This window comes from Solwaraspora sp. WMMD406 (assembly GCF_029626025.1).
Taxonomy (GTDB): domain Bacteria; phylum Actinomycetota; class Actinomycetes; order Mycobacteriales; family Micromonosporaceae; genus Micromonospora_E.
The window spans coordinates 229766-244573 of the sequence record NZ_JARUBF010000001.1 but is presented as its reverse complement, the minus strand read 5'-3'; the positions used below and the strand labels follow the sequence as shown (position 1 = coordinate 244573).

General features: G+C 71.1%; 13 protein-coding genes and 1 pseudogene. 6 read left to right on the top strand and 8 right to left on the bottom strand.

Translation table 11 applies throughout. The features are described 5' to 3' along the window. Positions 1–9: 9 nt before the first annotated feature. The 4 genes from O7632_RS01025 to O7632_RS01010 all read right to left on the bottom strand — a co-directional run bounded on the left by O7632_RS01025 (position 10) and on the right by O7632_RS01010 (position 4398). On the bottom strand, positions 10–1125 hold the full coding sequence (locus tag O7632_RS01025) for an AAA family ATPase (RefSeq protein WP_278110622.1): 1116 nt from the start codon (positions 1123–1125) through the stop codon (positions 10–12). 62 nt (positions 1126–1187) lie between these two features. Further along, positions 1188–2522, bottom strand: coding sequence for a VWA domain-containing protein (locus O7632_RS01020; RefSeq protein WP_278110621.1), 1335 nt, complete (start codon positions 2520–2522; stop codon positions 1188–1190). Continuing rightward, positions 2519–3982 carry a hypothetical protein gene (locus tag O7632_RS01015; RefSeq protein WP_278110619.1) on the bottom strand — a complete coding sequence of 488 codons (1464 nt, stop codon included), beginning with the start codon at positions 3980–3982 and terminating at the stop codon, positions 2519–2521. The genes O7632_RS01020 and O7632_RS01015 overlap by 4 nt, the downstream gene beginning before the upstream one ends. After that, positions 3982–4398 carry a hypothetical protein gene (locus O7632_RS01010; protein ID WP_278119750.1) on the bottom strand — a complete coding sequence of 139 codons (417 nt, stop codon included), beginning with the start codon at positions 4396–4398 and terminating at the stop codon, positions 3982–3984. Before O7632_RS01010 ends, O7632_RS01015 begins: the two co-directional genes overlap by 1 nt. Before the next feature lie 263 nt (positions 4399–4661). Here O7632_RS01010 and O7632_RS01005 point away from each other — a divergent pair, with 263 nt between their 5' ends. From O7632_RS01005 to O7632_RS00995, 3 genes are all read left to right on the top strand, one after another. Next, the gene (locus O7632_RS01005) at positions 4662–5147 is read left to right on the top strand and encodes a helix-turn-helix domain-containing protein (protein ID WP_278110617.1); all 486 of its coding nucleotides are present in this window, start codon (positions 4662–4664) and stop codon (positions 5145–5147) included. Then, complete coding sequence (locus O7632_RS01000; protein ID WP_278110615.1) at positions 5140–5502, top strand: DUF4180 domain-containing protein; 363 nt, start codon at positions 5140–5142, stop codon at positions 5500–5502. The genes O7632_RS01005 and O7632_RS01000 overlap by 8 nt, the downstream gene beginning before the upstream one ends. A 293-nt stretch (positions 5503–5795) precedes the next feature. Continuing rightward, on the top strand, positions 5796–6251 hold the full coding sequence (locus O7632_RS00995; RefSeq protein ID WP_278110614.1) for a hypothetical protein: 456 nt from the start codon (positions 5796–5798) through the stop codon (positions 6249–6251). 38 nt (positions 6252–6289) lie between these two features. Here the strand turns inward: O7632_RS00995 and O7632_RS00990 are convergent, their stop codons facing one another. Both O7632_RS00990 and O7632_RS00985 read right to left on the bottom strand, forming a co-directional pair. Continuing rightward, positions 6290–6913 (bottom strand): response regulator transcription factor, encoded by a 624-nt coding sequence (locus O7632_RS00990; protein ID WP_278110612.1) that lies wholly within the window; start codon positions 6911–6913, stop codon positions 6290–6292. After that, complete coding sequence (locus tag O7632_RS00985) at positions 6910–8061, bottom strand: histidine kinase (protein ID WP_278110610.1); 1152 nt, start codon at positions 8059–8061, stop codon at positions 6910–6912. The genes O7632_RS00990 and O7632_RS00985 overlap by 4 nt, the downstream gene beginning before the upstream one ends. Before the next feature lie 134 nt (positions 8062–8195). On the opposite strand from O7632_RS00985, the gene O7632_RS00980 reads away from it, so the two are divergent. Beyond that, positions 8196–9083 carry an ABC transporter ATP-binding protein gene (locus tag O7632_RS00980; RefSeq protein ID WP_278110608.1) on the top strand — a complete coding sequence of 296 codons (888 nt, stop codon included), beginning with the start codon at positions 8196–8198 and terminating at the stop codon, positions 9081–9083. A gap of 52 nt (positions 9084–9135) precedes the next feature. Then, on the top strand, positions 9136–9855 hold the full coding sequence (locus tag O7632_RS00975) for an ABC transporter permease (RefSeq protein ID WP_278110606.1): 720 nt from the start codon (positions 9136–9138) through the stop codon (positions 9853–9855). A 35-nt stretch (positions 9856–9890) separates the two neighbouring features. Here O7632_RS00975 and O7632_RS00970 read toward each other — a convergent pair whose 3' ends face one another. Next, on the bottom strand, positions 9891–11645 hold the full coding sequence (locus O7632_RS00970; protein WP_278110604.1) for a glycoside hydrolase family 3 N-terminal domain-containing protein: 1755 nt from the start codon (positions 11643–11645) through the stop codon (positions 9891–9893). Between the two features lie 148 nt (positions 11646–11793). On the opposite strand from O7632_RS00970, the gene O7632_RS00965 reads away from it, so the two are divergent. Beyond that, on the top strand, positions 11794–12972 hold the full coding sequence (locus tag O7632_RS00965) for a glycosyltransferase (RefSeq protein ID WP_278110602.1): 1179 nt from the start codon (positions 11794–11796) through the stop codon (positions 12970–12972). Here O7632_RS00965 and O7632_RS00960 read toward each other — a convergent pair. Beyond that, positions 12918–14807: pseudogene (locus O7632_RS00960) on the bottom strand (glycoside hydrolase family 15 protein); the annotation flags it as partial. The gene O7632_RS00965 and the pseudogene O7632_RS00960 sit on opposite strands and share 55 nt — an antisense overlap. Position 14808: the final 1 nt, after the last annotated feature.

Below are 14808 nucleotides of genomic sequence, written 5' to 3'. Positions count from 1 at the left end.
CCGGCGTACTCACGACAGGGTCGCGATGCTCTGCCGGCCGCCTTCGAGGAAGGCCGGCCACTCGCCGCCGTCGGCCTTGCTACGCGGCTCGATCACCCCGTGCCAGAACTTGTTGAGGATGGCCAGGTCCTCCGGGCTGCGCCGGGCCAGCGAACCGACCATCGAGCCGGCCAGGGTCTCGGCACGCAGGGTCCGGTCGCCGAAGAACTGGCTGTGCAGGATCGCGTCCTCCAACACCCCGATCTGCTCGGCGGTGGACAGCGCCGACTCCAGCTTCTCGTCGTCGCTGGTCGCCGACGCGGCGGCGGTACGCAGGTCGGCGAAGCTCTGTAGCAGCACGTCGAGCAGGGTCGGCGGCACCTCCAGGTCGATCTGGTGGCGGCGCAGCAGCTCGGCGGTGCGGAACTTGACGATCTCCGCCTCGCTGCGCTTGTTGGTCACCACCGGGATCCGCACGAAGTTGAACCGCCGCTTGAGCGCCGACGACAAATCGTTGACGCCCCGGTCGCGGCTGTTGGCGGTGGCGATGATCGAGAAGCCGGGCTGGGCGAAGACGATGTTGTCCGAGTCCAGCTCCGGGATCGAGACGTACTTCTCCGACAGGATCGAGATCAGCGCGTCCTGCACGTCGCTGGTGGAGCGGGTCAGCTCCTCGAACCGGCCGATCACGCCCTGCTCCATCGCGGTCATGATCGGCGACGGGATCATCGACTGCCGGGACTGTCCCTTGGCGATCACCATCGACACGTTCCACGAATACTTGATGTGATCCTCGGTGGTGCCGGCGGTGCCCTGCACCACCAGGGTCGAGTTGCGGCTGAGCGCCGCCGCCAGCAGCTCGGCCAGCCAGCTCTTGCCGGTGCCCGGGTCGCCGATCAGCAGCAGACCCCGGTCGGAGGCCAGGGTGACGATGCTGCGCTCAACGAAGCTGCGGTCACCGAACCACTTCTGGTCGATGGTCCGGTCCAAGCCGTCGGCGCGTTCCGAACCGAGGATGAACAGCCGCACCATCTTGGGGCTGAGCCGCCAGGAGAACGGCTTCGGGCCGTCGTCGACCGATTCGAGCCAGTCGAGTTCCTCGGCGTACTTGATCTCGGCGGGGGCGCGCAGCATTTCTGCGGACATGACTCGGTTTTCTCCTCATCGGAATGATCGGGCGGTACGGCGAGGTCGGTGTCTTCGGTGTCTCAGGTGAGGAAGTTCTTGAGCTCGGCGACGAGCTTGCGGACGTGCCCGGAGAGCACGGGGGTGCCTTGGTCCTTGAGCCGCTGCCGGAACCACGGATTGACGCTCTGCTGGCCGCCGCTGGAGACCGAGCCGACCGGGATCAGCTTGGCGCCGCTGCGGTGCACCGCCTGCAGCCCGTCGAAGACCTCCTGCGACTTCCACTCGTAGAAGTCGGAGATCCACACCATGACGGTGTTGCGCGGGTCGACGATCTTGGGTCGGGCCAGTTCCAGTGCCGCCGAGCCGTCCGTTCCGCCGCCGAGCTGGGTACGCAGCAGCACCTCGAACGGGTCGTGCACCCACGGCGTCAGGTCCAGCGCCCGGGTGTCGTAGGCGACCAGATGGACGTCCACCTTGGGCAGCCCGGCGAAGATCGACGCCAGGATCGTGCAGTTGACCATGGCGTCCACCATCGACCCCGACTGGTCGACGACGACGATCAGCCGGGCCGGCGTGGTCCGCTTGGCGGTCTGCTTGTAGAACAGCCGGTCGACGTAGAGCCGTTCGTCGGTGGGGCTCCAGTTGGGCAGGTTCTTCCAGATGGTCCGGTCCAGGTCGAGGTTGCGGAACACCCGCTTCGGCGGGATCGACCGGTCGATGGTGCCGACGCTGGTCTGCTGCACCTGCGTCTTGAGCACCTCGGCGACCTCGTCGACGAAGCGCCGGATCAGTGCTTTGGCGTTGGCCAACGCCACCCCGGACAGGTTCGACTTGTCCCGCAGCAACTGCTCGATCAGCGACATGCTCGGCGTGAGCTGACGGGCCAACGCCGGGTCGGCCAGCACCTCCCGCAGTCGCATCCGGCGCACCAGGTCACCTTCGATGGCGCCGAGCACCCCGTCGCGGCGGCCCGGTGTGACCCCACAGGCCTGCTGGTACCAGCCGGCGTCGGCCTGCCAGGTGGCCAACTGGGTCGCGGACACGTCCCCGCTTCCGGTGGCGAAGATGTTGAGCAGCAGCTTCGACGCCAGCGCGGCCCGGCGTACCTCATCGGCCCCGACCTGGTCCGCGACGTCGCCGGCTGCGACCTCGTCGGCTCCGTCGTCGTCGGGTTCGTCCCCTGGCTTCGGTGCGAGCAGGCCGGGCAGCTCGTCGGCCAGTTCCGGGAACCGCTGCACGACGGTGTCGACCGAGACCGACGGGTCGAGCAGCGCGGCCGGCAGGCCGACGTCGTCGACCACCGCCGTGCTGGCCCGCTCCAACGCGGCCTGCTCCTGCCCGTCGAACAGCCGGGCCAGCAGCCGCCAGTAGAGCACTTGCCGCCGGTTCTCGTGGTGATTCACCGAATGGGTCATTTTCGCAACAACCGTCCTGCCCGTTCCCGCAGCACCGCGATGGTGTCGCCGGAGCGGGCCACCGCCTTGGCCACCTTGGGGTCGGTCGGTCCCTGCGCCCAGTCTCCGGTGTGGACGTCGACCTTCTTGCGCTTTACCGTCGTCTGTACGCCGGTCGGCTGCACCGACCAGCCGCCGCCGACGGCGGTGCCGGCGGTCGCGGTGTCGGTCGCGGCGGCGGTGCCGCCGCCGGCATCGTCCCAGCGCAGCAGCCCGACGCAGGCCGTCGAGGCGGCGACCAGGTCGGCGGTGAGCGGGCCGCAGCCCGGCAGCCGGTCGACGTCGACCGCGATCCGGGTGCCGTCGAGGTCGAAGGTCAACCCGCCCTCGGTGTCCACCGTGTAGCCGTCCAGCAGCACCGGCTCGGCGATCGTGGCCGGATGCCGGTCCAGTGGCGGCACCGCCGGGGCGAGTGCGTCGCCGAGCCGCACCCGGGCCGCCGCGAACGGATCGGCTGGCGTACCGGGCCGGGCTTGGTCGTCGCGCCACACCAGGTCACCGCCGGGATGCAAGGGCAGGTCGGTGACGTCCAGGCTGAGTCGCCCGGCCAACGCGGCCAGCAGCACCGGATGCTCGGCGAACAACTGCCACAGCGCCGGGCCGACGATCGTGTCGACTTTGGCGGCGGAGACGTTGACCCGGACCAGTCGCGCGGCGGCGTCGCCGGCCGGTCCGCCGTCCGTCTCCAGCAGGGCGTGGACCTGCAGCTGTACGGCGGTCGAATGCTCGTGTACGTCGACGCCGAGCGGCAGCAGTCGACCGGAGACCGGCTCCGGCGCGGCCGGTTGGTCCGGTGGGCTGGTCGCCAGCATGCTGCGGGTCCACAGGTCGGCCCAGCGGCGTACCGGCAGCCGATCCATGGTCGCCACCGGGCTGGCGTAGGCCAACTCGGCGGCGAACCCGTCGAGTAGCACCGCGCAGCGGCGCAGCGCCGGCTCGGCCAGCAGCGCGTGCAGCGCCTGCTGGCTGGTCGACACCAGGTCGTGGTCGACGTTGCGCCACCCGGTGATGACCAGTTCGGCCAGCCAGGACCGGGCGGCGAGCAGCCGTCCGTCCACCGTACCGGCGGGGGTCGTCGTCGCCGTCCACGCGTCGCGCGTCCGGCCGAGGGCGGTGTCGAGCCGGTCGCGTAGCGCGTCGTGGGTGGCACCGAGGATCGCCGTACGGGCACCGGCCAGCCGCAGCAACTGTTCGTCGCCGATCGATCCGGCGGCCACCTTGTCGACCGCTTCGGCGACGGCGGCACCGAGCGGGGTGCTCGCCACCGCCCCGGCCAACTCGGCCAGCGCCGCCGCCTGCTGCGGGGCGAGCCGGCCCAGGCCGCCGACCAGGACCTGGTCGAAGCCGTCGACCACGGCGAGCGCCTCCGGTACGCCGGCCGGCGTACCGCCGGTGAGTTCGGCGAGCTGTGCGCCGCGCATCAGCGGTTCACCGCCCCGGCCGGGAACCAGTGCATCTCGGGCAGCGCGTCGCTGCTGCCGGGAAGTTCCAGGTAGGACAGATGGCGGAGGAACCGGCTGAACACGGCCGGTGCCGGCGAGGTCGCCGCTATCGTGACGGAGCGGTCGAGCAACCAGATGAGTTCGTGACCGTAGGTGATCTCGCCGTCGGTCTCCAGCCGGAGGAAGCGCAGGACCTGGTCGGCGCCGTACTGCACGATCGCCTCCGCGGCCAGCAGGGTGATGTGGTTGCAGGCCGCGCCGTGCAGCCCGCCGCAGGGCCGGTTGTTGTTGGTGCCGCAGCTCAACTCGTGGGTGCCGGCGGCGATCGAGGAGACGTAGACCCGCTGGATGTCCGACCCGCTGGACACCACGCCCTGTAGCCGTCCGTCCGCCATCTCGACGAAGGGGACCTTCGTCAGCTTGCGGGGTCGTGTCGCGGGCACCACCCGTACCGTGCTGCGCCGCTGCCAGGCGACGTCGTCCGCTTCCACTGAGTTGCCCTCCAGGGGTGTTTCGGTGATCCGTTACGCGAGAAGTTGTATCGAACCGGTGCGACAAACCTGGGGTACGGGCGGCGGACCGTCCGGATCTTGGACCGGCAGGGAAGACGCCGCTATGCTCACCTATCGTCAGCTTGGCCGGAGCGGATAGGGAAGTAATGAGTAGTTCCTGGTTGTCGGTCGAGCAGGTGGCGGATCGCCTCGACCTGCACGTGCGTACCGTCCGTGGCTACATCCGAGACGGCCGGCTACCAGCCGTACGGATCGGCAAGCAGTACCGGATCGCGCCGGCCGACCTCGACGCGTTCACCGGTCGACCGGCGGGTGCCGTGGCTGCGGCGAGCGAGGCGCGGACCGGCATCGAGGTTTCGGCGATCGTCGACGTGGACGCGGTGAGCGCCGGTGACGCCGACCGGTTGAGCACCCTGCTCGTCGCCGGATCGCAGGGCGGGGTCCGGGAGTCCACCGAACCGCCGCTGCGGCTACAGACCGCGTACGACCCGACCCGGCAGCGGCTCAAGATCATCCTGTTCGGTGGCCTGGCGTCCGTCACCGAGATCCTGTCGGTGATCGACACGGTGACCCGCTCGGGCAGCGGCATGTTCCAGACCGGTTCGAACAAGGGAGCGGGCAGCGATGGCTGACGAGATCGTCGAGGTGTCCGGCGTACCGGTGCTGGTCTGTGACCCGGCCGGACCGCTGATCGCCAGCGACCAGGACGCCCTCGACGTGATCGGCCTGGCGTACGCCGCCGCCGAGATCGTGGCGGTCCCGGTGAGCCGACTGGACGAACGGTTCTTCACGCTGCGTACCGGGGTGGCCGGGGAGATCATGCAGAAGTTCGTCAACTACCGACTGCGGCTGGTCGTGATCGGCGACCTCACCGCCCAGACAGCCGCCAGTACGGCCCTGCGTGAGCTGATCGTCGAGTCGAACCGGGGCAACCAGATCTGGTTCGTCGACGACCTCGCCGCCCTCGCCGCCCGCCTCACCACCTGACCCTCACCTGCTGTCGTCGATCGACTGGCTACGGCTGACCAGGCGGGGCGTCGCATGACCGCCGGCCACCCCGCGCAGTCCGGGCGGGAACAATTGTGTGTTCCGCCGTGATCCCCCTGCGGGATCATGATCCCGCAGGGGGATCAGCGCCAAACGGAGTACGGGTACCAGGGCCGGCCGGCTCGGCCCGGGCCGGCGGCCGACGACTCCAGGCGTCCAGACATCAGAGGCGTCCAGACATCAGAGGAGCAGGGCGCGCGTTAGCTCGCCGCACGGCCGGGTACCCGGGCGGCATGCGGCGAATCTGGAGCGGGCTGCTGGCCGGTGCGGCCGGCACCAGCGCCCTCAACATGGTCACCTACCTCGACATGGCCGGCCGGGCCAGGCCGGCGAGCAGCACGCCGGAACGCAGTGTCGGCCGGCTGGCCGAGACGCTGCACGTACCGCTCGGTGACGAGGAAACGGCGAGCAACCGGCGAGCCGGCCTCGGGCCGCTGCTCGGCTACGTCACCGGTCTCGGCGCAGCCGCGCTCTACGCCGTGGTCGGCCCCCGGCGGGTCCCGATCTGGGCGGCCACCGGGTTGCTCGCGGCGCTGGCGATGGCCGGTTCCGACGCCCCGATGACCGTGCTCAAGGTGTCCGATCCGCGTCAGTGGAGCGCCGCCGACTGGGCGTCGGACGTCGTGCCGCATCTGGCGTACGGTCTGGTTGCCGCCGCTGTGCTGCACAAGGTCCACGCCCGAGACTGAGCACGGACGCCGCGCCGGTGCACGGCGTACCACCAGGTTCAGAGCCAGTCGTGCTCGCGGGCGTAGCGGGCGGCGTCGTGCCGGGTCCGAGTCTGGGTCTTCTGCATCGCGTTGGACAGATAGTTGCGGACGGTGCCTTCGGCGAGGTGGAGCCGGGCGGCGATGTCGGCTACCGAATACCCGTCGCCGGTCGCCCGCAGCACGTCGATCTCCCGGTCGGTCAGCGGGCAGTCGTCGATGACGGCGAGCGCCGAGACATCCGGATCGATCCACCGCTTGCCCGTGTGCAGGGCGCCGATGACCGAGGCGATGTGTGCCGGCTCGGCCGACTTGCTGACGAAGCCCTGGACACCGAGTCGGAGAGCCCGGCGGAGCACGCCCGGCCGGGCGTGCCGGGTCAGCATCAGGATGACCTGCTCGGGCCGGGTCCGGCGGATCTCCGCGACGGCGGCGAGCCCGTCCACGCCGGGCATCTCCAAGTCGATGACGAGCACGTCGGGCCGGTGCTGCAGGGTCGCCTGGATGGCCGCCGCGCCGTCGGCCGCTTCGGCGAGCACGGTGATGTCGCCTTCGAGTGGGAGCAGTGCGGCCATCGCCTTGCGGAGCAGGACTTCGTCGTCGGCGAGCACCACGGTGGTCGGTGGGGCGGCGGCCTGCGTCATCGGTCCTCCACACGGGATTCGGCACTGGGGCCGGCACCGGCGCCAGAGCTCGGGCGCGGGAAGGTCGCTGCGGTCAGGAAGCGCCCGTCGGTCTGCTCCACGGTGAGCTCACCGGCGCTGTCGGCCACCCGTTCTCGCAGCGTTGCCAGGCCGCGAAGCTCGGGCAGCGGACTCGGTGGCGCGCCGTCGTTGACCACGCTGATTCCCGAGCCGGACACAGTGATTTTCACCTGGGTGGCCTGCGCGTGCCGCAGGATGTTGGTCGTCGTCTCGCGCAGCACCTGGCCGAGCAGTTCGTCCGCACGGGTGTCGACCTCGGCCTCGCGGTCCACGCGGACCCGGATGCCGGCGGCTTCGAAGAGGTTCTTGGCGTTTTCCAACTCGGCGGAGAGGTTGAGCCGCCGCTGCGCGTAGGCGAGCTCCTTGGTCTGCTTGATCGTGTCGCTGACCAGGGAGTAGATCTCCCGCAGTTCGTTGTCGACCCGGTCGGGGTCGCTGCGGACCAGTTTGCGGGTTAGCGCGATCTTGAGCTTCACCACGTGCAAGGTGTGGCCCTGGATGTCGTGTAGGTCGCTGGCGAACCGGACCCGTTCCCGGAAGACGGCCAGCTCCGCTTCCCGTCTGCGGGACTCCTGCAACTCCTCGACGACGTCGTAGAACCGCTTGTTCGGGAACATCAGGCCGGTGATCACCGCGACCGCACCGGCGGGAAGGACGACGTACTGCAGGAGGACATCGGAGACGTCCTCGGACGACACCAGCAGCCGTGTGGCGCCCACCACGGCGACGTAGCCGACGAGACCCACGGCCGCCGCGGCCCGGTACCGCTTCAGGTGGGGGACGACGAGGGAGCCGGCGAGGGCCAGGCCGTACGACGCTCTCGGGCTGTCGATCACCAGTACGCCGAGGGGCCAGACGGCGGCGGTGACGATCACACAGAACGGGGCGAACCGGGTCAAGTCACGTGCAGTCCACCGTTCGAAGGCCACCAGCGCCCCGATCACGCTCGAGGCCAGGATGACCGCGTCCCACCAGGTGCGGGAGTCGGCCACCACCACGGCAGCCCCGCCGACCGCGAGCGGCGGGACCAGCATGACGAGGTTGAGCTTGCGTAGCCGCCGCCGCGTGGGCTCGGTGTGCTCGGGCATCTCCTGAGTATTCGTCCGGTTCCGGGCTGGCCACCAGTGACACTACGTCACGGGTGCACCGGCGGGAATGTCATCGCGAAGTGGTGACGTGGTCGCACTGACCGGCGGGCGCGCTGAGCGCTGAAATTGACGGCATGTCCACGACACCAGTCATCGACGTCCAACGCCTCAACGTCTCCTACGGTGATTTCCACGCCGTCAAGGACCTTTCCCTCCAGATACGCAAGGGTGAGCTCTACGCCCTGCTCGGTACGAACGGAGCCGGCAAGACCTCGGCGCTGGAAACCGTCGAAGGCCACCGTACGGCGACCTCGGGGGTCGTGCGGGTCTTCGGGCAGAGCCCCCGTGACCGGGCGGCCGTGCGACCACGGATGGGCATCATGCTGCAGGAGAGCGGGTTCTCCCCGGATCTCACCGTGCGGGAGACGGTCCGGCTGATCGGCAGACTCAGCCAGCGGGTCGACCACGTCGACCGGGTGCTCGGCATGGTCGACCTCACCCGCAAGTCCGGCACCCTGGTCGCCCAGCTCTCCGGCGGGGAGAAACGGCGATTGGATTTCGCCACCGCCGCGTACGGTGCCCCGGAGTTGATCTTCCTGGACGAGCCGACCACCGGCCTGGACATCCAGTCCCGCGACGGTCTGTGGGACGTCATCGACAGGCTGCGCGAGGACGGCTCGACCGTCGTGCTCACCACGCACTACCTGGAAGAAGCCCAGCAGCGCGCCGACCGGATCGGTCTGATGCACCAGGGCACGCTGCGCCGGGAGGGAACCGTCGCGGAACTGACCCGGTCCCTGCCGGCCGTGATCAGCTTCTCGCTGCCGGCGGCATCCGCCCCGGCGCTGCCGCTGCCGGCCGAACCGGGCGACGGCGGCACGGTACGCATCGAGACCCTCGACCTGCAGCGGGATCTGCACATCCTGCTGCGCTGGGCGCAGGAGCACACCGTGGAGTTGCGTGGCCTCGAAGCCGGGCCGACCCGACTCGACGACGTGTTTCGCACCATCGGCACCGAATGAACCTCCCCGAACCCGTGACAACCCCATGACAACAAGGACGGACCGCGCCGCCATGCACTCCATCGCTGTCAGTGAACTGACCCAGATCCTCCGGAACCGGCTCGTGCTGGTCACGAGTTTCGTCATGCCCGTGGTGGTCAGCGGGTTCTTCGTCTACCGGCACGACGCCTTCGCGACGCTGGGCAGCCTCGGCTACATCGCGGGGGTGGTGGTGTTCACCGTGGGCGCGTTCGGGTTGTACGCCACCACGGTGACCACGCTCGCCTCCCGCCGGCAGAACCTCTTCCTCAAACGGCTGCGTTCCACCACGGCGAGCGACACCACGATCCTCGCCGGCCTGCTCACCCCGGCGACCGTCATCGCCCTGGTCCAGGTCACCGCGATCCTGACCGTACTCGGGGTGGTGGCCGGCCAGCCGGCGAACGTGCCGCTGCTCGCGGCGGCGGTCGTCGCGACGCTGATCATGTTGATCGGCCTGGGGTTGGCCACCGCCGGGCTGACGAACTCACCCGAGCACGCCCAGGTGACGACCCTGCCGGTCAGCCTCGGGGTGATCGCCGTGACGAGCTGGGTGGGAATCACCGGCACCGAGGATTTCACCCTGCTCAAGCGCCTACTTCCCGGCGGCGCGGCCACCGAACTGGTCGTCGACGCCTGGAACGGCGGCGTCGCCGTGACGGACTCGCTGGTCCTGCTGGCCCCCACCCTGGGCTGGGTCGTCGTCGCCCTCGTGCTGGCCGCCCGACTCTTCGCGTGGGAACCGCGCCGCTGACGGGTGCCGGGCAGATCGACGACGGACCTCGCCGGTCAGTACGTCAGTCCGTGGCCGTAGCGGAACACCGGGTCAGGATCGTCGAACGGCGCGTCCGGTTGCCCGGCCAGCACCGCCCGCTGACTGCGGGGCAGGTCGAACGGCAGCCGGCCGGCCGGCGCCGCCTGCCCGGCGAGCACGTCGACCAGGGCCGCGTCGTCGACGCCGAAGCTGACCAGCAGCGCCGCGACCCGAGCGGCGAGTTCGGTCAGCACCGCCGGCCGGTCCAGGTAGACGTCGACCACGGTCGGTACGGTCGCCGCGATTGCCAGCACCCGGTCCAGCGCGCCGGGCGGGAACTCCAGCGGCCCGGCGTGGAAGTACGCCTCGATCTGGCCGGCCCGCCGCTCGTACGGCGCGGCCAGCCGGAGCACCGCCACGTCCGCCAGGTCCGGCCGCGACACCACCGTCCAGCGGGGCGACAAGGCGGCCCGCAACGGCCCTTCGGCATACACCCGCAGGCCGGCGGCGAGCGGCAGCCGGGCATGGGCACCCGGCGCGGCGTTGCGCAGCAACGTCACGCAGGCCCGCTGGGCGGCCAATCCGTCGGCGCGGGCCGCCGCGTTGCCGACCTCGGCCTCGGCGCGCTCCGGATCGACGTACCGCTGGTCGAACAACCCGAGCCGGAGCTTGTCCCGCAGCACCCGGCCGGCCGACGCGTCGATCCGCTCCTCGGTGACCTGACCGGCGCGGACCAGGCCGACCACCAGGTCCGGGCGGGCCTCACCGCCGAACTGGTCGACCCCGGCGTGCAACGCGGTCCGTAGCCGCTGCCCCGGGTCGAGATGCTCGACGCCCCAGGCGCGGGCCGGCCGGTGCTCGCCCCGGAAGCAGGCGTCGGTCAGCACCCCCCAGTCGGCGCAGATCACCCCGTCGAAGCCGAGCCGGCGGCGCAGCAGGCCGGTCACCACCTCGTGGTTGAACGCGAACGCGACCGGCGGCAGCTCGGTGCCGACCGGCAGCCCGTAGCCGACCATCACCTGCGCGGCGCCGGCCCGTACGGCGGCCACGAACGGCGCCAGGTGAGCGGCGAGGCGGCCACCCGGGTAGGCCTGCTCGGCGCCGTACCGGAAATGGGGGTCCTCGCCGGTGCGGACCGGGCCGCCGCCGGGGAAGTGCTTGACCAGCGCGGCGACGCTGCCGGGTCCGAGCGTCGGGCCCTGCAACCCCGCGAGGTACGCCACGGTGAGCCGGCTGACCAGCTCCGGGTCCTCACCGAACGTGCCCAGTACGCGTGGCCAGCGCGGCTCGGTCGCGACGTCGGCCTGCGGGTGCAGCGCGACCCGGATGCCGACCGCCAGGTATTCGCGTCGGACGGTGTCGGCGTGTCGCCGGACCAGCTCCGGGTCGCCGATCGCGGCCAGCCCCAGCGGCTCCGGCCAGGTGGAGAACGGGCCGGCCAACGCCGCTGTGTTGGGGTTGGCCGATCGGGCGTGCCGGGGGTCGGTGGACACCGTCACCGGTACGCCGAGCCGGGTCGACGCGGCCAGCTCCTGCAGCCGGTTGTGCCAACGGGCCAGCTCCCCGGCCGACGCGGAGCCGACCAGGTTGACGTGGCTGATGTGCTGGTGCGCGACGAGTTCCTCGGCGGCGTGCAGGCCGGCGTCCGGGTCGGCGGTGGCCAGCGTTCCGCCCGGACCGATGCCGATCATCGGGTGGAACAGCAGCCCCGCCTTTTCCGGCAGGCTCATCCGCCCCAACAGTTCGGCCACCCGCCACGGTCGCTGGGTGATGGTCGGCTGGCGGGGCACCCGGCCGACGTTAGCGGGCCGGCAGGGTCGTGGGCGGGTGCCTCGTCGGCGACCGCCGGTTTGGGTGACCCGCGTCGGGGAAGTCGCTAGCCGGGCTGAGGCGCGCCGTGCCTGGTCGGCGGCCGCGCGGTGGGTGCGGGGAGGCGCGATGTCGCGACGACGACGGGTGCTGGTCGTCAGTATTCCCAACGAGGGGCATCTCAACATCCTCAAGCGGCTGGTCCGCGCCCACCGGGCCGAGCACAGCTTCCGGATCGTGCTCGTCGACCGGCAGACCACCGTGCCCCGCCTCGGTGACCTCGCCGGACTGACGGTCTCGGTGCCCGGCTGCCGCGACTTCGTCAACACCCCGGCCGACCGGGTGTTCGACCGGGCGTACCGGCTGTTCGACGAGTGCCTGACAGCGGCCCGTGGTTTCGACCCCGACCTGGTCCTGTACGACTTCTGCGCGGTCGAGGGGCACTTGGTCGCCCGGTATCTGGGCGTGCCGGCGTGGAGTTCGATACCGGGCCTGGTCGGGCCGCTGGTCGACACCGACTACCTGCTCCGCTGTGTGCGGTCAGCGACCAACATGGCGGCGATCGAGCGGCTGGACCGGCGGTACGGGCTCGGTGTCGACCCGGCCGGTGTCGAACTCGTCTCCAACAGCCTGCACCTGCCCGGCGACCTCGACGTCCTCTGGTCGTATCCGTCGGTGACCCCGGCCGACTTCCGGACCAACCGGGCGGCCACCGGGCGGTACCAGTTCGCCGGCTACCTCTCCGATGGTTGGCGACGCCCGGCCGGGCGCGGCGGTCGGCCGCTGATCTACCTGTCGTTCGGCACCGAGGTGCTGGACAACCTGTGGCAGGCCGAGCCACGGCTGGTCGGGGCGCTGCGTCGCTGCGTCGCCGGCCTGGCCGAGCGCTGGGGTGGCGGCGAGGTCACCGTCGTGTTTCCCACCAGAGGGCGGCGGATCCTCGACCGTTATCCGGCCAACTGGACCGTCTGTCACGCCGTCGACCAGCAGCGGGTGCTCAGCCGGGCGGACGTGTTCGTCACCCACGGCGGTGGCAACAGCTTTCACGAGGCGATCCTGGCCCGGGTGCCGATGGTCGTCGTACCGTTCTTCGGCGACCAGCCGTTGGTCGCCCGTCAGGTGCGGCGGTTGGGGATCGGGATCGACCTCGACGCGGGCGCGGGCACCGACCGGGACGCGCCGTACCGGTTGCTCGACGTCGGCTGCGCGGACCGGATCGCCGATGCGGTGGCCCGGGTCCTCGACGACGGGTCCTACCGGGACTCGCTGGCCGGGCTGCGGTTGTCGGCCGCGCCGCTGCCGGTGTGAGCGGGGTGGACGCCGACGGCCAGCTCGGCTTCGGAGATGGTCCACGCCGCGTTGATCAGCCCGATGTGCGACAGCCCCTGGGGGAAGTTGCCGATCGGGCTGTCGTCGCGGCGGTCGACTTCCTCGGCCAGCAGACCCAGGTCGTTGGCGCACCGGGTGGCCCGGTCGAACACCGCCCGTGCCCGGTCCGGCCGGCCGGCCAGGGCATGCGCCTCGGCCAGCCAGTACGAGCAGATCAGGAAGGCTCCCTCGTCGCCGGCGCCGGTCCAGCGTTGCACCAGTCCGTCATGGCCCAGCTCCTGCTCGATGACGTCGATCGTCGACGCCATCCGAGGATCGGTCCCGGGCAGGAAGCCCACCATCGGCATGATCAGTACGCCGGCGTCGAGGTGTGGCGAGCCGAACGCGCCGACGAACGCCTGCCGCCGGGCGTCCCAGCCGTGGGCGAGGATCGCGGCTCGGACGTCTTCGCGGGCCCGTCGCCAGCGGCCTACCTCGGTGTCGGGGTCGGCGTCGATCAGTCGTGCCAACCGGATCCCCCGGTCGAGTGCCACCCAGCACATCACTTTCGAGGTGACGTAGTGCCGGTGGCCCTCGCGGCCTTCCCAGATCCCGGCGTCCGGTTCGGTCCAGCCGGTCGCCGCCCGATCGGCCAGCGCGCGCAGGAATCGTGCCGTACCGGGGGAGATGTCGGCGAGGTGGTCGCGCATGATCCAGGCCCCCTGCAGCACCTCGCCGAGTACGTCGAGCTGCCGCTGTCGCCAGGCGTCGTTGCCGACCCGCACCGGCCGCGAGTCCCGGTATCCGGCGAGGTGGTCGAGGGTGTGTTCGGTCAGGTCGCGCTCGCCGCCCACCCCGAACATGATCGGTACGGGTTGTCCGGCTGGTAGCCCGTGGCCGTTGACGGGCGTGCCGGCCGAGCCGGCCGTCCAGTCGAAGAAGCGGTGCGCCTCGTCCGGGCAGGCGGCGACCCACAGCGCCTGCATGGTGAAGGCGCCGTCGCGCAGCCAGCCGTACCGGTAGTCCCAGTTGGCGGTGCCGCCGACCTCCTCGGGCAGGGAGGTGGTGGGGGCGGCGACCACCGCCCCGGTCGGTTGGTAGGTCAACGCCTGCAACACCAACGCGCTGCGGCGTACCTGGTCGAGGTAGGGGCCCTGGTAGCCGTGGTGCAGTTCCGCCCAGGACCGCCAGGCGGCGATGGTGTCGTCGACGGACGCCGACGGGTCCGGGCCACCGCGCTGGTCGTTGGCGGGCCGGTGGCGGAGCGCGAAGCGGACCGTGTCGCCCTCGGTGAGGGTGAGGCGCGCGCGGATCGTGCCGTCGGTGACGGTCAGCGGCAGGTCGGCGCCGCAGGTCAGGGTGAGTCGGTCGCCGCCGCCGGTCAGTTCGACACCGTCGGTACCGATGCTGGTGGCGGTCGGCATGACCAGTCCGTAGCCGGGTCGGGCCGCCACCTCGACGGCCACGTCGACGGTCCCGGCGGTCGCCTCCACCTGACGGAGTAGTTGGTGTGGTGAGCCGAGCCCGATGCGGTGGCCGCGTTCGCCGGGGCCGAGCGCGAGGGCGTCGGTGACCCGTAGTCGCCCGGTCGTGGTCTGGAAGTCGGTCCGCAGCACCATGGTGCCGTCCAGGTACCGCCGGGTCGTCGTGTGCTCGTCGGCCGGGGCGATCGACCAGTGTCCGGCCTGGGGATCGAGCAGCCGGGCAAAGACGCTCGGCGCGTCGAACCGGGCGGGGCACCACCAGTCGACGGATCCTGCCTGGGAGACCAGGGCTGCGCCCTGACAGTCACTGAGCAGTCCGTGGCTGGCGATGTCGGCCATCACACCGGCTACC